19 protein-coding genes and 1 tRNA gene are annotated in these 25,271 nt (G+C 66.2%); 7 read left to right on the top strand and 13 right to left on the bottom strand.

The genetic code is table 11. The features are described 5' to 3' along the window. Nucleotides 1–860 (top strand): LysM peptidoglycan-binding domain-containing protein (locus G9E11_RS17495; RefSeq protein WP_190608034.1); only part of this gene is annotated, 860 nt, incomplete at its 5' end. A 125-nt stretch (nt 861–985) separates the two neighbouring features. On the opposite strand, the gene G9E11_RS17490 is transcribed toward G9E11_RS17495, so the two are convergent. Both G9E11_RS17490 and G9E11_RS17485 read right to left on the bottom strand, forming a co-directional pair. Continuing rightward, nucleotides 986–1,067: transfer RNA gene (locus G9E11_RS17490), tRNA-Tyr, on the bottom strand. Between the two features lie 117 nt (nt 1,068–1,184). Then, complete coding sequence (locus G9E11_RS17485) at nt 1,185–1,439, bottom strand: hypothetical protein (RefSeq protein WP_102973875.1); 255 nt, start codon at nt 1,437–1,439, stop codon at nt 1,185–1,187. Nucleotides 1,440–1,638: 199 nt separating this feature from the next. On the opposite strand from G9E11_RS17485, the gene G9E11_RS17480 reads away from it, so the two are divergent. Both G9E11_RS17480 and G9E11_RS17475 read left to right on the top strand, forming a co-directional pair. Further along, on the top strand, nt 1,639–2,130 hold the full coding sequence (locus tag G9E11_RS17480) for a YajQ family cyclic di-GMP-binding protein (RefSeq protein ID WP_102973874.1): 492 nt from the start codon (nt 1,639–1,641) through the stop codon (nt 2,128–2,130). A gap of 153 nt (nt 2,131–2,283) precedes the next feature. Next, entirely contained in the window at nt 2,284–2,742 is a 459-nt protein-coding gene (locus tag G9E11_RS17475) for a GNAT family N-acetyltransferase (RefSeq protein ID WP_190608032.1), read from the top strand. Nucleotides 2,743–2,902: 160 nt separating this feature from the next. Here the strand turns inward: G9E11_RS17475 and htpX are convergent, their stop codons facing one another. Together htpX and G9E11_RS17465 are read right to left on the bottom strand one after the other, a co-directional pair. Continuing rightward, entirely contained in the window at nt 2,903–3,772 is an 870-nt protein-coding gene (htpX, locus tag G9E11_RS17470) for a zinc metalloprotease HtpX (protein ID WP_190608030.1), read from the bottom strand. Nucleotides 3,773–3,812: 40 nt separating this feature from the next. Continuing rightward, complete coding sequence (locus tag G9E11_RS17465; RefSeq protein ID WP_190608028.1) at nt 3,813–5,084, bottom strand: MFS transporter; 1,272 nt, start codon at nt 5,082–5,084, stop codon at nt 3,813–3,815. A 76-nt stretch (nt 5,085–5,160) separates the two neighbouring features. Here G9E11_RS17465 and G9E11_RS17460 point away from each other — a divergent pair, with 76 nt between their 5' ends. From G9E11_RS17460 to G9E11_RS17450, 3 genes are all read left to right on the top strand, one after another. Beyond that, on the top strand, nt 5,161–5,634 hold the full coding sequence (locus tag G9E11_RS17460; RefSeq protein WP_190608026.1) for a Fur family transcriptional regulator: 474 nt from the start codon (nt 5,161–5,163) through the stop codon (nt 5,632–5,634). 34 nt (nt 5,635–5,668) lie between these two features. Further along, nucleotides 5,669–7,168 carry a catalase gene (locus G9E11_RS17455; RefSeq protein ID WP_190608024.1) on the top strand — a complete coding sequence of 500 codons (1,500 nt, stop codon included), beginning with the start codon at nt 5,669–5,671 and terminating at the stop codon, nt 7,166–7,168. A gap of 148 nt (nt 7,169–7,316) precedes the next feature. After that, on the top strand, nt 7,317–7,952 hold the full coding sequence (locus G9E11_RS17450; RefSeq protein ID WP_190608022.1) for a DUF2461 domain-containing protein: 636 nt from the start codon (nt 7,317–7,319) through the stop codon (nt 7,950–7,952). 42 nt (nt 7,953–7,994) lie between these two features. On the opposite strand, the gene G9E11_RS17445 is transcribed toward G9E11_RS17450, so the two are convergent. From G9E11_RS17445 to G9E11_RS17410, 8 genes are all read right to left on the bottom strand, one after another. Further along, the gene (locus G9E11_RS17445; RefSeq protein WP_190608019.1) at nt 7,995–9,542 is read right to left on the bottom strand and encodes an amino acid permease; all 1,548 of its coding nucleotides are present in this window, start codon (nt 9,540–9,542) and stop codon (nt 7,995–7,997) included. A gap of 254 nt (nt 9,543–9,796) precedes the next feature. After that, on the bottom strand, nt 9,797–15,295 hold the full coding sequence (locus G9E11_RS17440; protein ID WP_246469006.1) for a peroxidase family protein: 5,499 nt from the start codon (nt 15,293–15,295) through the stop codon (nt 9,797–9,799). A 355-nt stretch (nt 15,296–15,650) separates the two neighbouring features. Further along, nucleotides 15,651–16,085: a DUF779 domain-containing protein gene (locus G9E11_RS17435; protein ID WP_190608016.1), complete on the bottom strand. Its 435-nt coding sequence runs from the start codon at nt 16,083–16,085 to the stop codon at nt 15,651–15,653. After that, complete coding sequence (adhP, locus tag G9E11_RS17430; protein WP_190608014.1) at nt 16,085–17,107, bottom strand: alcohol dehydrogenase AdhP; 1,023 nt, start codon at nt 17,105–17,107, stop codon at nt 16,085–16,087. The genes G9E11_RS17435 and adhP overlap by 1 nt, the downstream gene beginning before the upstream one ends. Before the next feature lie 206 nt (nt 17,108–17,313). Then, the gene (gene exaC / locus G9E11_RS17425; protein ID WP_190608011.1) at nt 17,314–18,837 is read right to left on the bottom strand and encodes an acetaldehyde dehydrogenase ExaC; all 1,524 of its coding nucleotides are present in this window, start codon (nt 18,835–18,837) and stop codon (nt 17,314–17,316) included. Between the two features lie 145 nt (nt 18,838–18,982). Then, nucleotides 18,983–20,359, bottom strand: coding sequence for a GAF domain-containing protein (locus tag G9E11_RS17420; protein WP_190608009.1), 1,377 nt, complete (start codon nt 20,357–20,359; stop codon nt 18,983–18,985). Between the two features lie 112 nt (nt 20,360–20,471). Further along, a complete protein-coding gene (locus tag G9E11_RS17415; protein WP_190608007.1) occupies nt 20,472–21,917 on the bottom strand; it encodes an FAD-dependent oxidoreductase in 1,446 nt (481 codons plus the stop codon). A 191-nt stretch (nt 21,918–22,108) separates the two neighbouring features. After that, entirely contained in the window at nt 22,109–23,107 is a 999-nt protein-coding gene (locus G9E11_RS17410; RefSeq protein WP_190608005.1) for a DNA topoisomerase IB, read from the bottom strand. Between the two features lie 115 nt (nt 23,108–23,222). Between G9E11_RS17410 and rarD the strand changes: the two genes are divergently transcribed. Further along, complete coding sequence (gene rarD / locus G9E11_RS17405; protein ID WP_190608002.1) at nt 23,223–24,305, top strand: EamA family transporter RarD; 1,083 nt, start codon at nt 23,223–23,225, stop codon at nt 24,303–24,305. A gap of 53 nt (nt 24,306–24,358) precedes the next feature. On the opposite strand, the gene G9E11_RS17400 is transcribed toward rarD, so the two are convergent. After that, nucleotides 24,359–25,225 carry a universal stress protein gene (locus G9E11_RS17400; RefSeq protein WP_190608000.1) on the bottom strand — a complete coding sequence of 289 codons (867 nt, stop codon included), beginning with the start codon at nt 25,223–25,225 and terminating at the stop codon, nt 24,359–24,361. Nucleotides 25,226–25,271: the final 46 nt, after the last annotated feature.

The raw sequence follows: 25,271 nt of genomic DNA, 5'->3' as shown, positions 1-25,271 counted from the left end.
GCCAACCCGCCGCCGTCGAACAGGCGCCCGCCCCCACTCAGTCGGAAGCAGCGGCCGCGGCACCTGCCGCTGCGCCGGCCGCGGCCCCCACCGCGGCTCCCGCCGCTGCGCCTCCTGTGGCGCCTGTGGCCAAGGCCCCTGCCGTGGCACCAGTTGCCAAGGCCCCCGCGAAAGTACCCGTCAAGGCGGCGGTCAAGGCACCAACCGCCGCCAAGGCACCGGCACCGGCACCCGCAACAGCACCAGGAACGGCAACGGTCCGCAAGGTTGCGCCGCCCCCTGCACCCAAGCCCACCACCTACCGGGTGGTTGCCGGTGACACGGTCAGTTCCATTGCGGCACGCTTCAGTGTCAGCGCCGGCGGTGTGCTGGCAGCCAACGGCCTTGCACCCAGCTCCGTCATTTTCCCGGGCCAAACGCTCAAGCTCAGCGGACCCGCAGTGGCCGTACCGGCTCCCGCACCGGCCCAGGCACCTGCACCCGCCCCGGCACCAGCACCGGCTCCAGCACCTGCCCCTGCACCTGCTCCGGCGGTGCGGACCATCTACGTGGCTGGCGCCGGCGGCCAGGCGATGGTGGACAGCTGCATCGGCCCCATCCACTTCACGCCCACTGACGGATACTCGCTCTTCATCACGGAGCACGACTTCTGCGGCGGCTGGGCGCGGTTCTCAGGAATCAGCGTCGGTGAACGCGTCGACATTCCGGGTTACGGCTCCTACACTGTGTCGGCGCGCGGCCAGGTGCCGAACCCAGGCACCACCAACGACGTCGCTGCGGTGTTCGGCGGGTTCCCACGGGCAGTCCTGCAGACATGCATTCCGGGCACCACCCAGATGATCGTCATCGCCCTGAACTGACCGGTGACCGAAACGGGGCCCTGGTTGCTCGTGGCCCAGTACCCAGGTGCTCGTCAGCCCCGATCCCAGAACCGGAAAAGCAAAAGGACCCCCGGAACCAGTAGGTTCCGGAGGTCTTTTCAATGTGGCAGATGAGGGATTCGAACCCCCGTAGGCGTTGCCAGCTGATTTACAGTCAGCCCCCTTTGGCCGCTCGGGTAATCTGCCGAACTTCAAAAGAAGATCACCCCGGCCGGTGTTTCCATCAACCGCGGGCAAGACAACCTTACAGAACTTCTGCCGAAGAATAAAATCGGGGATCAGCGGGCCGAAAATCCGCGGAAATCAGGCTTCGCCGAGGATCCGGCCGGCCAGCTTCGCCTCGAACCGCAGGGCCTGTTCCTCGGTGATCTGGTTGAGCTGCACCGCCCGCTGGAGATCTGCCTGCACTCCCTCCAGCCGGGTTGAGGCATCGGCGACGGGGCTGAGGATGATGGATGCGGCCACGGCGGCGGCAGCCACGGACGAGGCCGCGGTGGCGATGGTTCCGGCGGCTGCGGCGGTGGACCTGGTGACGTAGCGGACGGCCTTATGGGACATTGCTTTCCTTCCGAGCGGCTTCCAACTGCTACAACTCTGGGCGCCGAAACTTCGTTCCCGCCATGACTTGGCTATGAGTGAACTGTGAATGCGGCCCACCTTCACTTCCCCGCCATCCGTACTACGCTGGAAGCCAGATATCCGCACCCTGCCCCGAGCCTCACCGCCCGGGCGACGCAGGCACCAGCAAAGGAGAGTCATGGCAGGCGAGTCCACATTCGACGTCGTAAGCAAGGTAGACAAGCAGGAGGTGGCCAACGCGCTGAACCAGGCGCAGAAGGAACTCGCCCAGCGGTACGACTTCAAGGGCGTCGGCGCGGAGGTGGATTTCAGCGGCGAGAAGATCCTGATGAAGGCGAACTCCGAGGAGCGCGTCCTGGCCGTGCTGGACGTGCTGCAGTCCAAGCTCATCCGCCGCGGCATCTCACTCAAATCACTGGACACCGGCGAACCGTACGCGTCCGGCAAGGAATACCGGCTGGAGTCCTCCATCAAGGAAGGCATCGCGCAGGACCTCGCCAAGAAGATCAACAAGCTCATCCGCGACGAGGCTCCGAAGTCCGTCAAGTCCCAGATCCAGGGCGATGAGCTCCGCGTCACCTCCAAGTCCCGCGACGACCTCCAGGCCACCATGGCCCTCCTGAAGGACTTCGACGAGGCTGACCTTCAGTTCGTCAACTTCCGCAGCTAAGGAACTTCCGCAGCCAGGACCTGCCAACCGGCCGCGGACCCCTCAAGGGCCCGGGGCGCGGAACCGGGCCGGGGACACGCCCATCCGGGTGTCCCGGCCCGTTTGCGCATCCTGCGACAACCGGCGTGGGCCGAGCCACGAAAAGGACAGGACATGAGTTTCGCGGTCAATCCCGAGCCGTGGGACGCCGAGGACGGCGTCAGGCTCCGGGCCATGCAGCGGGCCGAACTGGATGCCCGCTACGGCAGCGGCGACCACGAGCCGGGTTCCGCGCCCAGCGCCGGGGACATCACGCTGTTCCTGGTGGCCAGGAACCACGAGGGGACAGCCGTTGCCTGCGGCGCACTTCGCCGGCTCGACGCCGGGTCCGCGGAGATCAAGAGGATGTTCGTGCTGCCGGGCCAGCGGGGAAGCGGCGCCGCCACAGCGGTTTTGCGAAGGCTGGAGGCCGAGGCCGCACGTCTGGGCCTGACCGAGCTCAAGCTGGAAACCGGCACAGCCCAGCCCGATGCCATCCGCTTCTACGAGCGTGAGGGCTACCGCCTGATCGAGAACTTCGGGCCGTACGCGGGCGAGCCGCTGTCCGTCTGCTACGCCCGCCTGCTGGACTGACGACGCGCACCGTACTAGGCGACGCGCAAATATCCGCTCGCTACAGGTATTCCCGACGCGCCAGGGATTGTGCGCGTCGCTCGGCGAGGTGCGCGTCGCAGGGGACGGTGCGCGTCGCGGGCTGAAGTGCGCGTTGCGACGAGGAGTACGACGGCGGCGCTCAGCTGAGCGGCCGGCCCGCCATCCGCTCCAGGCGGCTGATGCGGTCCTGCATCGGCGGGTGCGTCGCGAAAAGCTTGCTGAGCCCGCCGCCGCGGAACGGGTTGGCAATCATCAGGTGCGAGGCGTTGACCAGCCGCTGGTCCTGCGGCAGCGGCGCGGCCTGGACGCCCTGGTGGATCTTGCGCAGGGCGGAGGCGAGCGCCAGCGGGTCGCCGGTGAGCTGCGAACCGTCTTCGTCGGCGTCGTACTCCCTGGTCCTGGAGATGGCCACCTGGATCAGCGACGCGGCCAGCGGCGCCAGCAACGCCATGGCGATGAGGGCCAGCGGGTTCGAATTGCGCCTGTCCCCGCCGCCAAAGAACAGCAGCATCTGCCCCACCGAGGTGATGACGCCGGCCACCGCCGCCGCCACGGACGAGGTCAGGATGTCGCGGTTGTAGACGTGCATGAGCTCGTGGCCGAGGACGCCGCGCAGTTCCCGCGGGGTGAGGAGCTGCAGGATCCCCTCCGTGCAGCAGACCGCCGCGTTTTGTGGGTTCCGCCCGGTGGCGAAGGCGTTGGGCGCCATGGTGGGCGAGACGTAAATGCGCGGCATCGGCTGGCTGGCGCGGGCGGAGAGCTCACGGACCATCTGGTACAGCTGCGGCGCCTGGGCTTCGGAGACGGGGTACGCCTGCATGGAGCGGAGCGCGATCTTGTCGCTGTTCCAGTAGCCGTAGGCCGTGGTCCCGACGCCGATCAGCGCCATGATCAGGATCGGGGCCGAGCTGCGCGTACTGGCGGCAATCAGGGCGCCCAGGCCCAGCAGGATCGCCCACAGCACGCCGAACAGCGCCGCCGTTTTCAGTCCGTTGTGGTGATTGTGCACATCTGCCTCCACAGCTCAGAAGTCGGAACCGGCAGCGCCGCTACGGAACGGGATGCCGCGCGTCGTACTCCAGGAAGCCGGATTGCCGCCGCGCCACCATCCAGGCCACCACGATGCACAGGATGCCGCCGAGCAGCAGGACCCAGCCCTCAGTAAGAATTTTAGTGCCGCCGCCTGCCAGCATGTCGCCCAGCCGGGGCCCGCCGGCCACCACCACAATGAAGACTCCCTGGAGGCGTCCGCGCAGGTGGTCCGGGGTAGCGGCCTGCAGGATGGTGGTGCGGAACACGGCACTCACCGAGTCGGCAATTCCCGCCAGCGCGCAGCAGATCGCCGCCGGAACCAGCCAGAAGGTCACGCCGCCGGAGCCGGACCGCCCGGCCAGCACCACCACGAGGCCGAACGCCGCAAAAGAAGCGCCCCAGCCCATGACCGACCACACCACAGCAGTCCCCTGCCGCCGGACCGCGCCGAGCGGCCCGGAAAAGAGGCCGGCGAGGAAGGCACCCACCGCCACGGACGCCAGCAGGATGCCCACGGTGGTTTCCCCGCCGCCGATCATGAGAGCGCCGATGGCGGGCAGCAGGGCGCGTGGCTGGGCCAGGATCATGGCGATGAGGTCGAGGATGAACGTCATCCGCAGGTTGGGCCGCGTGCCGAGGTACCGGAAACCCTCCACGACAGACCGCATCCCGGCCCGGCCCGCCTCTTCGCCGGGCGGCATGGGAGGAAGTTTCAGCAGGGCCCAGAAGGCAAAGACAAAGCTGACCACGTCCAGCGTGTACGTCCACCCGAAGCCGACACTTGCCACGAGGATGCCGGCCAGCAGCGGCCCTGCGGTCATGGACAGTCCGAATGTCACCATGTTCAGTGCGTTGGCGGCCGGCAGGAGCTCTTTCCGCAACAGCGCGGGAATGATGGCGCTGCGGGCAGGCTGGTTGATCGCCTGCGCACCGCTTTGCACGGCCACGAGGACGTACAGCAGCCACACATTGCCCACCTGCAGCCAGGCCTGGAGGGCGAGCCCGCCGGTGGTCAGCCACAGCACTGCGGACGACAGAAGCGCTACGGTGCGGCGGTCGTGGGAGTCGGCGATGGACCCGCCCAGCAGTCCGCCCAGGACCAGCGGCACCAGGGCAAAGATGCTGAGCAGTCCGACGTACAGGCTGTCCTGGGTCAGCCTGTACACTTCCAGGCCCACTGCCACGAGGGTGAGCTGGCTGCCCACGTTCGAGACCGCCGACCCCAGCCAGAGCCGCCGGAAATCGGGGCTCTCGCGCAGCGGCGTGATGTCAGCCAGAAGTTTTCCCACCCGGCAACTCTAGTCCCAGCAGAAACTTAGTCTCGCCTTATTGTGATCTAGTCAAAATAAGTGTTTCAATGGAGTCATGACCGATCACCCGGAAAGCCACGAAGCATGGGCCGCGGCCCTGCGCGCCCACGGCCGCCGGGTGACCAAGCAGCGGCTGGCGGTGCTGGCCGCCGTCGAGCATCATCCGCATTCCCCGGCGGAAAACATCCTGGCGGCTGCCCGCGAGGAACTGCCGGAACTGACGGCGCAGTCGGTCTACGTGGTGCTCGGTGATCTCACCGATCTGCACATGCTGCGCCGCTTTGAACCGCCGCATTCCCCCGCTCTCTACGAGACCCGTGTCGGTGACAACCACCACCACGCGATCTGCATCAGCTGCGGCCGGGTGGAGGACGTCGACTGCGCTGTCGGCCATGCCCCCTGCCTGACCCCGCACTGGAACGAGGACTCCCACCCGATGACCATCCAAATCGCGGATGTCATGTACCAGGGAATCTGCGGAGAGTGCCAGCGGGCCCAAAAACTTCCTTCAAACGTAACTGACAAATAATCGACAAAGTCGAAAACCAACTAATAGGAGAAAGATGACTTCGAACATCTCTGCGCCTGCCGTGTCCACCACGCAGTCCGGCGCCCCTGTCACGTCCGACGCCCACTCCAAGGCTGTCGGTGCTGACGGCGCCATCATCCTCACGGACCACTACCTGGTGGAAAAGCTCGCCCAGTTCAACCGCGAGCGGGTTCCGGAGCGCGTGGTGCACGCCAAGGGCGGCGGCGCCTTCGGCACGTTCAAGGCCACGGAGGACATCTCCAAGTACACCAAGGCCGCGTTCCTGCAGCCCGGTGTCGAGACCGAGATGCTGATCCGTTTCTCCTCCGTCGCTGGCGAGAACGGTTCCCCGGACACCTGGCGCGACCCGCGCGGTTTCGCCGTGAAGTTCTACACCTCCGAAGGCAACTACGACCTCGTGGGCAACAACACCCCGGTGTTCTTCATCCGCGACGGCATCAAGTTCCCGGACTTCATCCACTCCCAGAAGCGCCTGCCCGGCTCGCACCTGCGCGACGCCGACATGCAGTGGGACTTCTGGACCCTCTCCCCCGAGTCCGCACACCAGGTCACCTGGCTGATGGGTGACCGCGGCCTGCCCGCCTCATGGCGCGAAATGCAGGGCTACGGCTCGCACACCTACCAGTGGATCAACGCCGAGGGCGAGCGGTTCTGGGTCAAGTACCACTTCCACTCCAACCAGGGCGTGAAGAACATCACCGGCGAAGAAGCCGAGGCCCTCGCCGGCTCGGACGCGGACTTCTACATCCGCGACCTGCACGAGAACATCGAAGCGGGCAACCTCCCCTCCTGGGACCTGCACGTCCAGGTCATGCCGTACGAGGATGCCAAGACCTACCGCTTCAACCCGTTCGACCTGACCAAGGTCTGGCCGCACGCGGACTACCCGCTGATCAAGGTCGGCAACATGGAGCTGAACCGGAACCCGGAGAACTACTTCGCGCAGATCGAGCAGGCCACATTCGCGCCGTCGAACTTCGTGCCCGGCATCGCCGCGTCCCCGGACAAGATGCTCCAGGCCCGGATCTTCTCCTACGCGGACGCACACCGCTACCGCGTGGGCACCAACCACGCCCAGATCCCGGTGAACCAGCCCAAGAGCCAGGTCAACAACTACAGCCAGGACGGCGCGGGACGCTTCCTGTTCAACGCTCCCTCGGTTCCGGTCTACGCACCGAACACGTTCGGCGGCCCCGCCGCCGTTGAGCCGCAGAGCCCGGCTGGCGGCTGGGAGAACGACGGCGAGCTGACGCACGCTGCGCACTCCCTGCACGCCGAGGACAGCGACTTCGTCCAGGCCGGCGCGCTGTACCGCGAGGTTTACAACGACGCCGAAAAGGCCCGCTTCCTGGACACCATCACCGGTGCCGTGGGCGGCGTGAAGAGCCCCGGCATCAAGGAACGCGCCATCCAGTACTGGACCAACGTTGACGCCGAACTCGGCGCCAAGCTCCGCGCCAACCTCGGCGCAGCACCGCTCTCCGACGCTGAGGCCGCCAACAAGATCGGCTAACAGCACCAGATAGCAAACAGGAACCCCGCCGCGGCACAGTGACCCGTTCACAGCCGCGGCGGGGTTCCTTGCATCCGGAAGCCGCCCTTTATCCACATACCGGGGATAGCCGTGGCCCTCTGCCCTGTCGGTATCTAGGCTTTCAGTCATGAGCACTTTCGAGGGCATCCCGGCCGCGGCGGCAAAGTTCTACGCTGAGCTGGAGGAGAACAACAACCGCGACTGGTGGCATGCACATTCCGCGGCGTACCAAGACTCCGTCAAGGCTCCGCTCCAGGCGCTCCTCGCGGATCTTGAGCCACGCTTTGGACCGGGCAAGATTTTCCGGCCTAACCGCGATGTCCGCTTCTCCCCGGACAAGTCACCGTACAAGACCGCTCAGGGAGCTTTCGCCTCATACCAGGAAGGCGTGGGCTATTACCTCCAGGTCAGTGCCGACGGCCTGCTTGTGGGCGGCGGCTACCACTCGCATTCGCCCGCGCAGCTGGTGCGCTACCGGAATTCGGTGGACGCGGGAAGCACCGGCGAACAGCTGCAGCACATCGTGGACGCGATCGCAGCGGCGGGATTCACCATCGAAGGCGAGAAACTGAAAACTGTGCCACGGGGTTTCCCGAAGGACCATCCCCGCGGGGAACTGCTGAAGCACAAATCGCTGTCCGCCGGCGTTACCCTCGGCGAGCCCGAATGGCTCGGCTCAGCGGAGGCGGAGCGTGAGATTGCCGCCCTCTGGGAACAGCTCCGCCCGCTGGTGGACTGGGTGGGGCGGCATGCCGCTCCGTAACAGAACCACCAGCGGGCGGTCGCCCACGTCAATCGGGTCAGGCTAGACCTTGGTCAGCGCGTCCTTGTCCGGGTCGTCGAGGGCGCCCGAAGCGCCGTCCACTGCCGCCTTGGCGCCGGCGAACTTTTCGTTGAGGCGGGAGTGCCGCTGCCCGTAGGCGAAGTAGATGGCAATGCCCAGCAGCAGCCAGATGCCGAAGAAGATCCAGGTCTCCACGGCGAGGTTGGTCATCAGGTACAGGCACAGCACCGCGGATACGACGGGGAGCACCTTGCCGAACGGGACCCGGAAAGCCGGCTTCAGGTCGGGGCGTTTCTTGCGCAGCACCAGGATGCCCAGGCTGACCATCACGAACGCGGACAGCGTGCCGATGTTGATCATCTCCTCGAGCAGGTCCACGTTGGTGAGTCCGGCAACCAGTGCAACGGCGGCGCCGCAAATGATCTGCAGGCGGACCGGCGTCGAACGCTTTTCACTGGTCTTGGACAGGGACCGCGGCAGCAGGCCGTCGCGGCTCATGGCCAGCACCACGCGGGACAGGCCCATGAGCAGCACCATGATCACAGTGGTCAGGCCCACGAGGGAGCCGAAGGCGATCACCTTCGCGGCGTCGGTGTTGCCGACCGCCTCGAAGGCCGTGGTGAGTGTGGGGCTTTCCGCCTCGGCGAGCTGCGTGTAGGAGACCATGCCGGTCAGGGCGAGGGACACGAGGATGTACAGCAGCGTCACCAGGGCCAGACCGCCGAAGATGCCGCGCGGCAGCGTCTTCTGCGGGTTCTTGACCTCTTCCGCGGAGGTGGCCACGACGTCGAAGCCAATGAAGGCGAAGAACACCAGCGCGGCGCCGGCGAAGATGCCCATCGTGCCGTACTGCGCGGGGGCAGCACCGGTGAGGAAGCCGAAGAACGACTGCTTCAGAACGTCGGCCGCGCCGGCGTTGGCAGTCGGCTCAGAGGCCGGGACGAAGGGGGTGTAGTTGGACAACTTCACGTAGCTGAAGCCCACGATGATCACGAACACCACCACGGCGATCTTGATCAGCGTGAAGATGTTGCCCACTCGCGCGGACAGTTTCGTTCCAAGCACCAGCAGCACGGTGAAGACGGCAACGATGAGGAAGGCGCCCCAGTACAGGTCAATGCCGCCGATCGAGATGGCGGGCGGCATTTCCACGCCCATGAGGGCGAAGACCTTGCTGAGGTAGATGCCCCAGTACTTGGCGATCACCGCAGCCGCGGTGAAGAGCTCCAGGATGAGGTTCCAGCCGATGATCCAGGCCAAAATCTCGCCCATCGTGGCGTAGGTGAAAACGTAGGCGGAGCCGGCCACCGGGATGGCGGTGGCAAATTCGGCGTAGCACATGATCGCCAGGGCACACGTGACGGCGGCGACCAGGAAGGAGATGGTGACGGCGGGGCCGGCGAAGTTCGCAGCGGCCTTGGCGCCCACGGAGAAGATGCCTGCGCCGACGGCAACAGCGACGCCCATAATCATGAGGTCCCAGGTGCTCAGGGAGCGCTTCAACTTGCGTCCGGGCTCATCGGCGTCGGCGATTGACTGCTCGATGGATTTGGTCCGGAAAAGATTCATTGGAAGTCCACAGTCCTGATAGGGGATGGAAACAGACCTATCAAGGATAGTGTCCATCCAGTGGACGGCCACATTTGTCCCGAATACTGAGACGGGTGGAGCGCAAGACCACGCCCGGCCCTCCTCCGCGCTGCGGCTGCGCGGTGTGGTGGAGGGCCGGGCGTGGGGCCTGGTAAATCACGTGTCAGGAAATGGATTGAGTTAGGGAATGCCGGGCTACGGACTGCGCGTTGGCGGCCACAGCCCGGCCGCTCCTATCGCGCCCCTGTCCTGAAGATCCACGCCCCGGATGCGAGCGGGTTTCCGGCCAGGTCCCTGATGGCAGATGTGCCGCCAGTCAGCGCGAACCTGTACTGGGTGTTAGCCAGCAGGGTTGTCGACGGGTTGAGGGTCGCAGTTCGCGTCGTGGCGTTGTAGGAGACAACGGCGGTGACAACTGCACCGTTGGACTGCCGGATGAGACGGACGGTGGTTCCGTTCAGCCCGGTGACCGCCTCGCTGAACCGCACAGTCATATTGGCGGTGCGGCCCACGTTCGTGGCACCCCCGCCAGGCGACAGTGCTGTAACCGTCGGAGCGGGACCTGTGGTGAACTGCCATGACGTGTTCGCCATGGTGTTGCCGGCACTGTCGCGGACTGCAACAGCCGTGGCAGCCCCGGACACGGAGACTGCGTAGGTCCGGTCGGCGAGGAGGTTGGCGTTTGGATTGATAGTGGCAGTCCTCGTGGTGTTGTTGTAAACCACGCTTGCAGGAATGGCCGTCGTGCCGAGTCGCAGTACCACCGAGGTGGGGGTGACGTTGGTGACAGGCTCGCTGAACGTCGCCGTCAGGTTGTTCGTCTGGCTGACGGACCTGGCGCCCGCGGCGGGTGTCCTGGCAGTGATCGTCGGTGCTACGAACTCGGTCCGCGGCGTGGAAAGCGCGCTACGAGCCGAAGGAGATCCCGTGCCTGCCGAGTTGATCGCCGAGACATCGAACGTGTAGCCAGTGCCGTTGATCAGTCCGGTGACCACCGTGTTCGTCACATTTCCGACCGTTACTTCGCGGGTCGGGGTAGCACCCGTTCCAACGAAGACGCGGACCCTGTACTGCGTGACGGCCGTGGCATTGGCAACTGCCGCGGGGGCGGTCCACCGTACCGTGGCCTGCGCGTTCCCGGCCGTTGACGTGCCGATGGCCGGAGCGCCGGCGAGGACTGGAACTGCAGGAGTGACAGCCGCGGACAGTGCCGAGAAGACACTTTCTCCAATGGCGTTCCGTGCCTGCACCTGGAACCGGACCGGCTGGTTGTTGGTCAGTCCAGTGACCACCAGGCTGGTGGCGCCAGCGTCTGCCGTCCGAAGACCGCCGACCTGAGCTCCGTTGGCGTCTACAACTCGTACCAGGAAGCTGGTGGCGACGCCGCCTGCTGCCGGGGTGAAGTTGACAGTTGCCTGGCCATTGCCGGCGGTTACGGAGCCGATCACGGGAGCGGCCGGAGCAACGGTGTCCGAGAACACGAGGCGTTCGATGTTCCGCAGGGTGTCCGTGCCATCCGTGCCGGTGTTGTCAGTCACCGTGGTGGTTGACCCCGGCGCGCCAAGGGTGGCAGGGGCGCCGTTGGCATCAACGGTGGTGACGGTGTAGTTGATCTCCGGACCGGAGAACACTGCCGAATCCGTTCCGCCGGAGGCCGTGAGGATCTCACGGACCGCCTCGATGTCGCCGGGGTTCACGGTTCCCGCGAACACAGCTTCCTGGAGCGTCGGTCCCGTGAGGTTGCCGTTGGCGTCCTTCGTGTACCGGCTGGTCATGGCGCTCTGTCCCGGGCCATCAGCAGCGGCGCTGCCGATCTCGACGGCGTGATCATCCGGGTTCCGGACACTGAGCCGGACGGAGAGGTACCGGTCGCCGTCGATGACGTCGTTGGCGCCGCGTCCCTCAAGAAGGTCGGAGCCGCCACCACCAAGGAGGATGTTGCCTTCGCCCCAAACGTTGGTACCGGTCAGGACCGGGCAGTCCTTGGAAGCCGATGCGGCCACAACGTCGGAAGTCAGAGTCGGGAAGGCCGTCACCAGGTCTTCAAGTCCGGCGATCCGGCCAACACCTTCCTGATCCAGCACGTTGCAGCCGATGAAACCGCCACCGCCAACGCCGCTGGGAACAACGTCGTCGCCGCGGATCTTGTCATCGAATTTCCAGCCGGAGGCGGCCTCAACTTCGTTGAACTTGTCGCGGACATCGGCCGTCAGGATGTCGAGCGGGACAAGCGGAAGATCAAGGTCCAGGTTCTGCGGCTGGGGGTCACCAAGGCCGATCTCCCAGTCGTAACCGGAGGCGCCTGCAACCTTTTCGATGCCAGGCCCGCCGAGGCCGATATCGTCGCCGCCCTCCATGTCATAGTCGTCGTCGCCGCCCTGGCCGATCAGGATGTCGTGTCCGGGCTTCTGGGAGTCATCCAGGAAGAACAGGTTGCCGCTGTCCCCCTGCATGAGGTCGGGCTGATCGCCGCCTTCTTCCCAGTCATCACCGCTATCGCCGAATGCGGCGTCAAGGCTCTGACCAAGCATGACGAAGTCGTCGCCGGCTCCGGCAAACGTCTCGTTGGCATTGGCTCCGCCGTTCGTGAAGTCCTTGCCATCACCACCCATAACGATGTCCAGGCCGGGGCCGGCGTCGATCGCGTCATTGCCGGGGCCGCCCTTCGGGACGTCGTCACCGGCGAGGTCGGTGATGATGTCGTCACCGTCACCGCCGAGCGCGACGTCGGCACCGTCGCCACCTTCGATGACGTCATTGCCGTCGCCACCCCAGAAGGTGTCGCTGTCGTTGCCGCCGAAGATGCGGTCCACGCCGGCGGTGCCGTTGTAGACGCTTTGTCCGTTGATGCCGGAGGGATCGACTGTGTTCCTTGCACGGTACTTGATCGTGCCGTCCGGCATACGGATCAGCAGATCCGTCTCACTGCACTCTGAATCCGGGTCATCCTGAACGGTGTTGCCGCCGAGTGCAAAGCCATCGGTGGTGCCTGCCAGCTTCTTCAGTTCGAACTTGCAGTCCGAGGTGGCGAACGCATCGGCCTTCAGGCTGTGCACGTTCGTGTTGCGCATCATCATCTCTGCGAAGGAGTTGCCTTCCAGCTGAGCCCTCAGGTTCATGCCCGGGGTGCGCGCCAGGTAGTAGAGGCGGTCACCGTTCTGCAGGTCGGTCAGCTGGTTCTCGAAAACGTAGTTGAACGTGCTGCCCAGGAGGCCACCAAACACCACAGTCTGCTCGGCGAGGCCGCCGACCCACAGGTCGACGTTGTCGAGGCCAGTCCTCGAGTTCGCGCCGTCGTTGGACCAGTCCGTGCCCGTGCTGTTCATAAAGGCTGCCGCGTCGGCGGGAGGGACCTCCCCTGCGGCGGGGCTGACGATCAGCCGCGCAGCCTCACGCTTGCCTGCCAGCGTCGTTGCCCCGGTGATGGACGGGTGCTGGCCGTAGGCTGCGACGAAATTGACGAGGGACTCCGGGTGCTTGAGGTTTTCGCCGAAGTCGACCCAGCTGATGTAGGGCTTCAGCTGGCCGTCATTCGTTTTGTTGAAGAGCTCACGGCGGAGGACATTCAACCGCGGAATGCCTTCAGAACGTGCCCGAGTCATGTTGATCGTGGGAAGGTCCAGGGGCAGGCCCAGCAGGTTATTGCGGAGCGTGTCCGTCACGAACTCGTCCAGCTCGTTGCCTGCCTGGTCCGACATTCCCATGATGATGCTGCCGGCCGCCTCTTCGGAGGTCAACTGTCCGGCGAGGCCACCGTCGGTGTACTCCGGCGGGTTGAGGAAGCCATCGAGCAGCGAGATGTCGTTCTGGCTGCCCCGTGTGTCATCGGAGGTGCCGAACACGGCGTCCGTGCCCGCGCCATCCTCATTCCGACGGGAGATCGTTTCCGTCAGCATGGAGTGGCCGAAGCGGTACACGGCGTGGGCGAATTCAGCCTTGACCGCCGGGTTCAGTTCCGTCTGAGTGAAAGCGAATGGTTCAAAGGGGTTGATCGCCGGCTGAACCTTGCGGGCAAACTCCTCGAAGACCAGGTGCTGGTACTCCATTTCCGTGATGAACCGTGCGGCTTGGAAGAGGCGCTCACCGTTCCAGCCGTCGGCGGGAACATCGGCGCTGCCTGCACCGGTGGCCAGCTTCCACTCTGCCAGGGCCTTGACGCCGCTGGCGGAAGTGTCGGTCGTCAGGACGTTTTCAATGTAGTCCACGAGCCGGTCGTGCTCGGAGTGGAAAATCTGGTGGATCGCGGTCAGTCCGATGTTCTCGTTGACGCGTCCGTCACCTGCGATGAAGTGCGCATTCAGCATCTCGTCGTCGTAGGTGCCCGGTGCCTGGCTGGCGAAGTCGGCCGAGGCTGTGTTGTCAGTGTCAGGAGTCGGGGCAACCTTTGCCGTGGCGGGGTTGTGATCGGTGTCCTGAGGGGACGGGTCCGCGTTGTGGGCGATGTCCGTCAGGAACGGCGTGTCAAAGTACTTGACGTCTGCCGGTACCTTGGTTCCCTTGCCACCGTTGTCGGCGCGGTCAGCTTCGACAAGTCCGGCCTCGGTCACGAACTGTGGCAGCCCGCGTTCCGGGCCGGGGATGAACTTGCCGTACGGGTCCGCGGCGATCATCGGGACGTTCAGGACGTCCTTGTCCTCCAGAAGGATTCCGAGACGCGCCGAAGCCTGCTTCTTGGTCGTGTCCCAGGTGGCCATGCCACCGGCAGTGGGCCCCGTGGGTCCGCCCAGCAGCTTGCCCGTGGCGACGGGCTTGCCGTCCGCGTTGTCGACGTACTCCCGCACGAACACCTGGTGGGAGGAGTGCGACGTGTAGGTCTGGCTCTGGTCGACCCACGGTGAGTCCGTGTTGTTCGCATCCTGGACATCATCATTGGTACCCAGGACACCGTCCTGGCCGGCCTGGTTCTGGCCACGGGTCAGCACCATGAAAGCCTGGCTTGCGGGGACCTCGTCGCCGGTGTTGGCCTTGCCGTCGGGACCAACGGTACGCAGCGGGTCGTCAGCCTTGAGTGGAACGAAGACCGTTCCGCCGCTCTTGACTGTCTGGTCCACTCCGTGATCGAAGAACTGACCGAACAGGGTGAACATTGAGTTGTAGGGCGGGGAGAGGCCGACGTCGGTGGTTACGTTTTCGATGAACAGTGTGCTGTTGGACGGTACGCAGCCGGCAGGAACGCCCACTACCTCCGGGGTTGCCAGCGGATCCGGGTCAGTGGTGCAGGGAACAACGCCCTCGTTGCCCTGCGTCCGGACCGGATTGCCTGCCGCGGCGACTGCCGCTGGGTTTTTCGATGTCTGGTCCACGATCAGGTTGCTGATCACGCGGGGCTCGGAGTCCACCACCGTCCCCGACTTCTGGGCATACGACGAAGCGGCCGGGCCGCCGAAAAGCGATGCGTCCTCCGCGCTCTTGAACGTAGGCGTCGTCAGGCGCGGGAATTTCTGGTCAGCCGCACCGAACGTCTCCTGGCCCGGCTGAAGGTTGTTGCATGACCCGTCGACGGTCCGCAGGCCCGCCGAGACGAGCGGGCTGGGAATTTGGTCCGGACCGGTGCCGATCAGGGTGTCACACGGGTGCTCGGGTGACAGCGTTGCCGCGTGCCGCTCGGCGATCTTGATCTGCTTCAGAATGTAGGAGAGATCTGAGGGGGTGATGGTGAATCCTTCCCCCACCGGTGCCTGCACCGCGTTGGCTGCCACCACCGGCAACCCCATGGCAATCGGCATCATCATTGTGGTTGCTGCCGCCACCGTCCGAAAGGACATGGACTGTTTGCTGCGCTTCTTGCGTCGCTGACGCCGGTTGGTGGGTGGATCTACGGGGGCCCCGGATCGACTCTGATCCGGGCCCCCCTCTGACTTCAAGGTTGAATTGTTCATGGCACACCTGCCGCTAGGAGGGATGTAACGGTGCCATCGTCCGGTGGAGTGCCCGTGAAAACCTTGGGGGTGTGGCTGGTCGGCCCGCTGAGCCACCCAAATTGGGGGTTCCCAATCGCGGTTTAAATGTGCAAACGCCCGGACGAAGCCCCTTACTTGGGGCCCCGTCCGGGCGTAACATTTTGGAGTCTTGCTGGGCAAAGCCTGTCTACACGGGCCAGTCCATGAGCGTGGAGCGGATCAAGAAGCGTTTGCCTTCCGGCGCCTCGACGGAAAACCCGCTCCCCCGGCCCTGCACCACATCCACCGTCAGGTGGGTGTGGCTCCAGTAGCGGAACTGTTCCCGGGACATCCAGAACTCCAGCGGCTGCCCGCCGTCGTCAGCGGAACCGGACCCTCCGCCGTCGTCCGCGCAGAGATCAAACCGTCCCAGCAGCACGTCCGAATCCCCCGTCAGGAACTCCCCCGCCGGGTAGCACATGGGCGCGGAGCCGTCGCAGCAGCCGCCGGACTGGTGGAACATGAGCGGGCCGTGCTGCGCCCAGAGCTTCCGCAGCAGCCCCACCGCCTCGGCGGTGAGCGCCACCCGGGAGAAGTCCTCCCCGGGCAGCGTCACAGCGGCGTTCAGCCTGGTGTCGGTCATCAGAACCTCAGCACCACCCGGCCGTCGATCTTCGCGTGCTTCATCTCGTCGAGCACCGCGTTGACTTCCGAGAGTTCCCGCGTCGAGACGGTCGGGTGAATCTTGCCCTGCGCGTAGAAGTCCAGCGCCTCCTCCAGGTCCTGCCTCGTTCCCACGATGGAGCCGCGGACGGTCAGGCCCTTGAGCACAATCTCGAAGATCGGTGCGGGGAAGTCGCCCGGCGGCAGGCCGTTGAACACGATGGTGCCCCCGCGGCGGGCCATGCCGATGGCCTGCCCGAAGGCCGACGGGTGCACCGCCGTGACGAGGACTCCGTGGCAGCCTCCGGTTTTCTGCTGGATGACTTCCACAGGATCCTCGTGGAGCGCGTTGACGCTGAGTTCGGCGCCGTGCTTCTTGGCGAGGGCGAGTTTGTCGTCCGCGATGTCGACGGCGGCGACGCGCAGGCCCATGGCCACGGCGTACTGGACGGCGATGTGCCCCAGCCCGCCGATGCCGGAGATAGTGACCCACTCACCCGGCTTGGCCTCGGTCATTTTCAGTCCCTTGTAGACGGTGACGCCGGCGCAAAGCACCGGGGCCACCTCCACGGGGTCCGAACCGGCCGGAATCCGGGCGGCAAACCGGCTGTCCACCAGCATGTACTCGCCGAAGGAGCCGTCCACGCTGTAGCCCGCGTTCTGCTGGGCTTCACACAGGGTTTCCCAGCCGGTGCGGCAGTATTGGCAGTCGCCACAGGCGGACCAGAGCCAGGCGTTGCCCACGAGGTCCCCGACGGCGAGGTCCGTGACGCCCTCACCGAGGGCCACCACCTCGCCCACGCCTTCGTGTCCGGGCACGAAGGGCGGCGACGGCTTGACCGGCCAGTCCCCTTCCGCGGCGTGGAGGTCGGTGTGGCAGACACCGCTGGTGATCACTTTGACCAGCGCCTGTCCGCGGCCGGGCGTGGGGACCGGGATGTCTTGGATCTGGAGGTCCTTGGCGAATTCGGATACTACGGCTGCTTGCATTGTCGTCGTCATTGGCGAAATCCTTGCGTCGTTGAAGCGATGTTTGGGGTAGTGCGTGACGGGTGTAGCTGCCTTCCTGATGGGTGGCCAGGGGCGGGTCCTCCGCCGCGGTGCGGGCGGGAAGCATGGTGCGGGCGGGGACGGATGGAGCTGATCCGTCCCCGCCCGGAAGTGCCGGCCGGCAGTGATGGGATGGTGCCGCCCGGCAGAATAGGGGCTTAGAAGAAGCCGAGCTTGTTTTCGTTGTAGCTGACCAGCAGGTTCTTGGTCTGCTGGTAGTGGTCCAGCATCATGGCGTGGTTCTCGCGTCCGATGCCGGAGGACTTGTAGCCGCCGAACGCGGCGCCGGCCGGGTAGGCGTGGTAGTTGTTGACCCAGACGCGGCCAGCCTGGATCTCGCGGCCTGCCCGGTATGCGACGTTGCCGTTGCGGGACCAGACGCCGGCGCCGAGCCCGTAGAGGGTGTCGTTGGCGATGCCCATGGCGTCGTTGTAGTCGCTGAAGCGGGTCACGGACACCACCGGACCGAAGATCTCCTCCTGGAAGATGCGCATCCGGTTGTGGCCCTCGAAGATCGTCGGCTGGACGTAGTAGCCGCCGGCCAGGTCCCCGGGCAGTTCGGCCCGGGCGCCGCCGGTGAGGGCCTTGGCACCCTCCTGCTTTCCGATGTCGATGTAGGAAAGGATCTTTTCAAGCTGGTCGTTGGAGGCCTGTGCGCCGATCTGGGTTTCGGTATCCAGCGGGTTGCCCTGGATGATCTTCTCGGTCCGTGCCAGGGCGTCGGCCATGAAGGAGTCGTAGATGCCCTCCTGGACCAGGGCCCGGGATGGGCAAGTGCAGACCTCGCCCTGGTTGAACGCGAACAGTGCGAAGCCCTCGAGCGCCTTGTCGTAGAACGCGTCGTTGGATTCGGCGACGTCATTGAAGAAGATGTTCGGGCTCTTGCCGCCGAGTTCCAGCGTCACGGGGATCAGGTTGTTGGAAGCATACTGGCTGATCAGGCGTCCGGTCGTTGTCTCGCCGGTAAAGGCGATCTTGCGGATCCGCGGGCTGGACGCCAGCGGCTTGCCCGCCTCGACTCCGAAACCGTTGACCACGTTGACCACGCCGGCCGGCAGCAGGTCGCCGATCAGTTCCATCAGCACCAGGATGGACGTCGGCGTCTGTTCCGCGGGCTTGAGGACGACGGCGTTGCCCGCCGCGAGCGCCGGGGCGAGCTTCCAGACCGCCATCAGGATGGGGAAGTTCCACGGGATGATCTGGCCGACGACGCCCAGCGGCTCGTGGAAGTGGTAGGCCGTGGTGTCGTCGTCGAGCTGCGACAGCCGGCCCTCCTGCGCGCGAACGGCCGAGGCGAAGTAGCGGAAGTGGTCGGCAGCGAGCGGAATGTCCGCGTTGAGGGTCTCGCGGACCGGCTTGCCGTTGTCCCAGGTCTCGGCCACGGCGAGCAGTTCGACGTTCTCATCGATGCGGTCAGCGATCTTGTTCAGGATCGCCGCGCGCTCTGCAACGGACGTCTTGCCCCAGGAGGGGGCCACCTTGTGCGCGGCGTCGAGGGCGAGTTCGATGTCCTCGGCGGTGCCGCGGGCCACGTCGCAGAACGGTTTGCCGGTGACCGGCGTGATGTTCTCGAAGTACTGGCCCTTCACGGGTGCAACCCATTCGCCGCCGATCCAGTTCTCGTAGCGGTCCTGGAACGTGACCTTCGAACCTTCGGTGCCGGGCTGTGCGTAAACGGTCATTGCTAGCTCCTTTGCTGTGCAACACGGTGGCGATACGTCATGGTGATCGCCAATGCATCGAGCCTAGGAGCGTCCAGGTTGCAGCAGGGTTGCAGCTCCGCTGATTGAGCTTGTCGAAATCAGCTGCCCAACCACAAGCGCCGCGTTAGGAGCGCAGTTCCGCTTCCAGCCGCTCCAGATCGGCGACGACGGCGGCCCGCTTGGGTGAGCGCGGCGGCAGGAGCTTCAGGGCGGCCCGGCGGACGTCGACGTCGTCCGCCGCTTCCGGCAGTTCCGCGTACTTGAGCACGGAGTCCGCGCTGCCGTCCGTCAGGACTGCTTCGCGCAGCAGCGCGGACACCCGGTTCCGGAGCTCGACCACGCCGGGCGCCTCCGAGCGGGGCAGCACGGCGCCGCGGTAGATGTCGAGGGCAATCCGGTGGGCGCCGCGCTGCAGGCAGGTGAGCACCTGGCTGCTGTCCGGCAGGAGATCCAGCGTCAGCCTGTACGGCCGCGATTCCGGCACTGCGGCGGGGTTGAGTTGCTGCAGGACCTTCCGGAGGCGCACCATCTCGGCCCGCAGGGTGATCGTGGAGCCGTCCCCCGGGTACAACAGGGCGCTCAGTTCCTCGGCCCTGAGCCCGTCCTGACGGGTGCTGAGCAGGGCCAGGATCTCGCTGTGCCGGGCGGACAGCACCACGCTGCGGCCCTCGATGCTGAGCAGGGCCTGGTCGCGGCCCAGCAGCTGCAGGCTGTTGCGGTACAGGCTGCTTTCCCGCGCAGAACCGCCGGCTGCCCCGGAACCCTGGTGCCGCCGTCGTGCTTTAACGCGTTCCTGGGCGGCCGCGAGCTGCAGGCGTTCCACGCGCAACTGGGCCTGGGCTGCCGCCACGGTGGCCTCCACGAGGGAGAGCGTGTGCGGCGCGACGGCCGCCTCGGTGCCCGTGATGTCCACGACCCCCAGCAGCGCGCCGGAATCGGGGTCCTGGAACGGCACCGCAGTGCAGCTCCAGGGGTGGACCGAACGTTTGTAGTGCTCGGCGCCGGAGATCTGGATGCCGCGGCCCAAAGCGAGGGCGGTCCCGGGGGCGCTGGTCCCCACAGTGGCCTCAGACCAGTCGGCGCCGGGAACAAACATCATGCCCTCGGCGCGGCTGCGGGCGCCGGGATCGCCTTCCACCCAGAGGAGACGGCCCACTTCGTCGCCGACGGCAACCAGCAGGCCGCTGTCATGGCTGGGCCGGATGAGGAGCTTCTGGATGACGGGCATGATGGCGGCAAGGGGGTGCTGGCGGCGGTATTCGTCCAACTCGTCCGCGGCAATGGCCAGCGGGGCTTCGGGGTGATCGGGGTTGGCCCGCAGCCTGGCGGACCGCTGCCAGGATTCGCGGATCAGGCGGCGCAGCCCGGGAATTTCTTCGGCGTCGGGGAACGCGTCGCCCTGCGTGTGGATGTCCAGCAACTCGTGGCCGGCCAGGGCGCGGCGCTGCAACAGAACCGAATCCTCGGTTCCGGGTGCCGCCGGCTGGATCAGGTTCTTCATCGAACTCCCACTCGCCCAAACGCTTGCCCGCGACAGTCTAGTCCACCCAACTGGGTAGCAGTAGATGGCGTTCTCAGGGCTGGGAACGCCCTGTGCTGCTACTCAGTTGGGCCTAGGCGCGGGAGATCTGGATCATCTCCTCGCGCGGCACCACCTTGACGCGTTCGCGCACGACGCCGTCCGACGCGGCGGCTTCCGTCCACGAGGCGCCCAGGGCTGCCTCGTGGGCGTTCAGCTTGTTCCAGCCTTCCCACGTGGTGTACTCGATGCCGCGCTCCTCCAGCAGGTCGATGATCGCCTGCGGGTCCGGGTTCTGCGCCGGCGGCAGGGTGAGACGGTCCTCGAGGAGGAAGCCGATGGTCTCCAGGGCGTCGCCCTTCGTGTGCCCGATCAGGCCGACCGGGCCGCGCTTGATCCAGCCGGTGGTGTAGATGCCGGGGACGGGGTTCCCGTCGGCGTCCAGGACGCGGCCGCCCTCGTTGGGGATGACCCCGCGCTTGGCGTCGTATTCCAATTCGTCCAGCGCGGAGCCGTGGTAGCCGATGGCGCGGTACACGGCCTGCACCGGGTAGTCGATGAACTCCCCTGTGCCTTTGACGTTGCCGGTGCCGTCCAACTGCATGCGCTCGAACTTGATGCCGGCAACCTTGCCGGACCCGCCGTCGTCGCTGTCGCTCCCATAGATCTCGACCGGGCTGTGCAGGAAGTGCAGGTGCAGGCGGCGCGACGACGGCTGCTCGGCCTCTGCGTGCTCCTCGACGAGCCAGTTGGTCATGGTGTTCACCATGGTCTTGGTCTGGTTGTTGCTGCGGATCGCGTCGTCGGAGGCCTCGTCGAATTCGAAGTCCTCCGGGTACAGCACAATGTCGACGTCGCGGGCGTGGCTGAGCTCGCGCAGCTCCAGCGGGGTGAACTTCACCTGGGCGGGGCCGCGGCGGCCGAAGACGTGGACGTCGGTGACCGGCGAGTTCTTCAGGCCCTGGTAGACGTTGTCCGGGATCTCAGTGACGAGCAGTTCGTCGGCGTGCTTCACGAGCATCCGGGCCACGTCCAGGGCCACGTTGCCGTTGCCGATCACGGCTATTTCCTTGGCATCCAGCGGCCAGTCCCGCGGAACGTCGGGGTGGCCGTCGTACCAGGACACGAAGTCGGCGGCTCCGAAGGAGCCTTCGAGGTCGATGCCGGGGATGTCCATTTCGGCATCCTTGATGGCGCCGGTGGAGAAGATGACGGCGTCGTAGAAGGCGCGGAAGTCGTGCAGCGTCAGGTCCCGGCCGTAGGTGACGTTTCCCAGGAACCGGATGTCTCCGCGGTCCAGGACTTTGTGCAGGGCATTGACGATGCCCTTGATGCGCGGATGGTCGGGGGCCACGCCGTAGCGGATCAGGCCGTAGGGTGCCGGGTAGGCCTCGAAGAGGTCGATGCTGACCTCGAAGTCGCCGTCCTTGACCTCGTTGGACTTGGTCAGGATGTCCGCGGCATAGACGCCTGCGGGTCCGGCGCCGACGATCGCGACACGGAGCGGGCGCTTGGCCGTGGATTCAGCTGTGTTGGACACCGTAAGCCCTTCCGGAACGGGAGACCGCGCCCCACCGGCGCGCAGTTTTCAATTCTAATTGTCCGCCCGGCCGGGCGGCCCACCCGTGACGGCGCACGGCGGTGCGTGACGCCTGGCTTCCCCGGTGCGCATGCCAAGGGCCAGCGCCGCCTCAGCCGGACCGGCCCACAGCCGGCCCCGCCCCGCGCCAGTCAGCCGCTCTTGCGCAGGTCCACCACGTCGCCTTCGCGGTACATCAGTGCCCGCAGTTCCGACTCCGCCGAGTCCAGGCGCTTCGGGTCGATGGTCTCCCCGGCTGCGAAGTGGTCCAGCAGCCGGGGGTCCACGTAGCTCTTGCGGGCGATCGAGGGCGTGTTGCCCAGCACCGCTGCCGCCTCCATCATGGCGACGCTGATGGCACGCTTCCGTTTCCCCTCGGTTTTCTGCGGGCCGCTCCTGGCCAGACTGACGGCGGCCGCGACGGTGCCGCGCAGGGTGCGGAAATCCTTTGCGGTGAAGTCGTCGCCGGTGCGTTCCTTGACGTAGCCGTTGATGTCGGCGCTAGTCACCGGGTGCCACGTCCTGCCGTTCTTGTAGGCCAGCAGCCGCGCGTTGCCGCCGCGCCGTTTGAGGGCCTGGGCCAGAGTTGCCAGGTCGGGGTCATCGATGCGGGACTCCCAGGTTTTGCCGCTCTTGGCCGGGAAAGTGAGGTGCAGGCATTCCTTGCGGACACGGACGTGGGCGCAGAGCAGGGTGGCGAGCCCATGGCTGCCGTTCTCGTTCGTGTACCGCTCTGACCCTACCCGCAGGGAGCCGCTGTCCAGCAGCCTGAAGGCCGCGGCCAAAACGCGCTCGCGGGTGAAGCCGTCGGACCTCAGATCCATGGTGACCAGCCGGCGGGCGGTGGGCAGCGACTCGGCGAGCTGGAGGGCGCGGTTGAATTTCACGCGGTCCTTCCGTTCGCGCCACTCCGGATGGTAGATGTACTGCCGGCGGCCCACGGCATCCAGTCCGGTGGCCTGGATATGCCCGTTCTCGAAGGGCGCTATCCACACGTCCGTCCACGCGGGCGGAATGCCGATGCTTTCCAGCCGGTCGCGGACCGGACCGGGCGGCAGCGTGGAGCCGTCCAGGTCCCTGTAACTGAACCCGGTGCCAGCCCGCACCCTGCGGTAACCATGACCGGAGGCGTTGCTGTGGCGGAGCCTCATCGGGCCGGCGCCCTGCGGTGAGTCGTACTCATAATGGCAAGCCTACTGACTAATTCGTTTCCGCAGGCAGCTTTTGGATGGTATCAGGCGGAATACCGCTCCTTAGGATGGTGTTATGGGACTTGTGCCTAACCCCGACGGATTCGTCTCCTCCGCTGTTCCGACTGCCCCAACACCCGGCGCCGCGCCTCCGGGCGTGACCTCCGGCAGGCCTGGGGCGCCCGGTTCGCCCGGCGCACCCGGTTTGCCTGGCGCACCCAAGGCGGTGGACAAGGAGACGACGCCGGGAATCCTGTTCGGCATTGGCGCTTACGGCCTGTGGGGGCTGCTTCCGCTGTACTTCTTCGTTCTGCAGCCCGCCGGTGCCGTGGAAATTGTGGCCAACCGGGTGGTCTGGTCCCTGATCTTCTGTGCCCTCCTGATCACGGTGACCAGGGCGTGGCGCGTCCTCGGCGCTGCCCTGCGGAACCGCGCCATCCTCGGAACGTTGGCGCTTGCCGCCGGCCTCATCGCGGTGAACTGGCTGACGTACACGTACGGTGTCACCACCGGCCAGGCGGTCGAGGCCTCCCTTGGCTACTTCATCAACCCGCTCGTGTCCGTCCTCCTCGGTGTCTTCGTCCTGAAGGAGACGCTCCGGCCGCTGCAGTGGGCCGCCGTCGGAATCGGTTTCATCGCCGTCGGGGTGCTGACTGTGTCCTACGGGAAACTGCCGTGGATAGCCCTGACCCTGGCCGTCAGCTTCGGCCTGTACGGCTTCGTGAAGAAGCGGGTGGGGCCGCGTGCCGACGCCGTCACCAGCCTCACCGTGGAGACCATCGTCCTCGCTCCCCTGGCCGCGGCCACCATGATTTTCCTCGCGGCAAGCGGCACTGCTTCTTTGACCACCCACGGACCGGGGCACTTTTGGCTGCTCCTGGCGTCCGGCGTCATCACGGCCGTTCCCCTGGTGTTCTTCGGCGCATCGGCGCGCCGGCTGCCCATGACCACCATCGGGCTGCTGCAGTACTTCGCACCGGTGCTGCAGTTCATCGTCGCCCTGGTGGTGTTCCGGGAGGCCATGACGCTGGACCGGTGGATCGGCTTCGGCGTCGTGTGGCTCGCCCTGCTGGTCCTCACAGTGGACATGCTGGCGGCGACGCGGAAGAGCTCGGCGGCCAAGCGCCTCGCTCGCAGGGAAGCGCGAACGGACACTTAAGCCCCCGCGGCGGGGCCGCAACTGTCCGTTCGCGCTTGGAACGGCAGGACCCATCAGGGGGCCGAGTCCTCGCGGTTGTAGTCGCGCGGCACAACCACCATGGGAACCGGCAGGGCCCGCAGCACCTTGTTGGCCGTGCTGCCGAGGAACATGCGGTTCTTCTCGGCCAGGCGTGAGGACCCCACGATGAGGATCTCGCCGTCGTCCCATTCGAGGCCGTCGATGGCTTCCTCGATGGTGCGGCCATGGGCCACTGCGACGCCGACCTCGTGACCGGCGGGCACCTTCCCCGATGCGGCCGTCAGGACGGTGTTCGCGTGGATGTGCGCGGCGTTGATGGCCTCCCCGGCGTCACCGGCGGCGTCGAGCTCCACCAGCGACACCAGGCGCAGCGGCACACCCCGCCGCTTAGCTGCCCTGATCGCCGTCTCGATTGCCGCCTCGGCCCCGGCCCGCTGCCCGACGGCCAAGGTGAGCCGGGTGACAGGTGCCGTCCGCTGGTAGCCGCGCGGCGCGAGTGCCACCGGGATCGGTGAGGCGTGCAGCAGCGCGTTCGCCACGGACCCTACCGTGTAGCGCTTGAACAGGCCGGCGCTGGCGGCGCCCACGGCGATGAGGCCCGCCCCAAACTCCACCGCCGCATCGATAAGCCCTCCGGCGAAGGAATCGGCTTCGCGCACATGGAATTTCGCGGGCAACCCTTGCGGAACGAGGGCCAGGCCCTCCCGTTCCGCCGTCAGCACCTGCTGCTCCGCGGCGCTGACGCGGCTGCCCTCCGGGTTCAGGGCCACGTACGGCGTGCCCGGCTTCACCACATACACCAGATCCAGTTCGGCGCCTTGGGCCAGGGCCAGTGACGTGGCCAGGGCGACGGCGTCCGCGCCGCGCTCTGTGGGTGTGTAGCCGACTACGTATCGCATGCGAAACCCCTCTTTGGGTAGTGCAGACCGGCGCCCGGATCGCGGC

The sequence above is a fragment of the Arthrobacter ipis genome, from assembly GCF_014694315.1.
In the GTDB taxonomy this organism is placed as follows: domain Bacteria; phylum Actinomycetota; class Actinomycetes; order Actinomycetales; family Micrococcaceae; genus Arthrobacter; species Arthrobacter ipis.
The sequence above is the reverse complement of the archived record's forward strand: the minus strand, read 5'-3'. Positions and strand labels throughout refer to the sequence as shown.

Coding starts and splice junctions, on each gene's coding strand:
- G9E11_RS17460 (WP_190608026.1), top strand. CDS start 5,161: ATGACCGATCACCCGGAAAGCCACGAAGCATGGGCCGCGGCCCTGCGC.
- exaC (WP_190608011.1), bottom strand. CDS start 18,837: ATGACCGTTTACGCACAGCCCGGCACCGAAGGTTCGAAGGTCACGTTC.
- G9E11_RS17400 (WP_190608000.1), bottom strand. CDS start 25,225: ATGCGATACGTAGTCGGCTACACACCCACAGAGCGCGGCGCGGACGCC.
- G9E11_RS17480 (WP_102973874.1), top strand. CDS start 1,639: ATGGCAGGCGAGTCCACATTCGACGTCGTAAGCAAGGTAGACAAGCAG.
- G9E11_RS17440 (WP_246469006.1), bottom strand. CDS start 15,295: ATGATGATGCCGATTGCCATGGGGTTGCCGGTGGTGGCAGCCAACGCG.
- adhP (WP_190608014.1), bottom strand. CDS start 17,107: ATGACGACGACAATGCAAGCAGCCGTAGTATCCGAATTCGCCAAGGAC.
- G9E11_RS17420 (WP_190608009.1), bottom strand. CDS start 20,359: ATGAAGAACCTGATCCAGCCGGCGGCACCCGGAACCGAGGATTCGGTT.
- G9E11_RS17475 (WP_190608032.1), top strand. CDS start 2,284: ATGAGTTTCGCGGTCAATCCCGAGCCGTGGGACGCCGAGGACGGCGTC.
- G9E11_RS17455 (WP_190608024.1), top strand. CDS start 5,669: ATGACTTCGAACATCTCTGCGCCTGCCGTGTCCACCACGCAGTCCGGC.
- G9E11_RS17410 (WP_190608005.1), bottom strand. CDS start 23,107: ATGAGGCTCCGCCACAGCAACGCCTCCGGTCATGGTTACCGCAGGGTG.
- G9E11_RS17485 (WP_102973875.1), bottom strand. CDS start 1,439: ATGTCCCATAAGGCCGTCCGCTACGTCACCAGGTCCACCGCCGCAGCC.
- rarD (WP_190608002.1), top strand. CDS start 23,223: ATGGGACTTGTGCCTAACCCCGACGGATTCGTCTCCTCCGCTGTTCCG.
- G9E11_RS17445 (WP_190608019.1), bottom strand. CDS start 9,542: ATGAATCTTTTCCGGACCAAATCCATCGAGCAGTCAATCGCCGACGCC.
- G9E11_RS17450 (WP_190608022.1), top strand. CDS start 7,317: ATGAGCACTTTCGAGGGCATCCCGGCCGCGGCGGCAAAGTTCTACGCT.
- G9E11_RS17435 (WP_190608016.1), bottom strand. CDS start 16,085: ATGACCGACACCAGGCTGAACGCCGCTGTGACGCTGCCCGGGGAGGAC.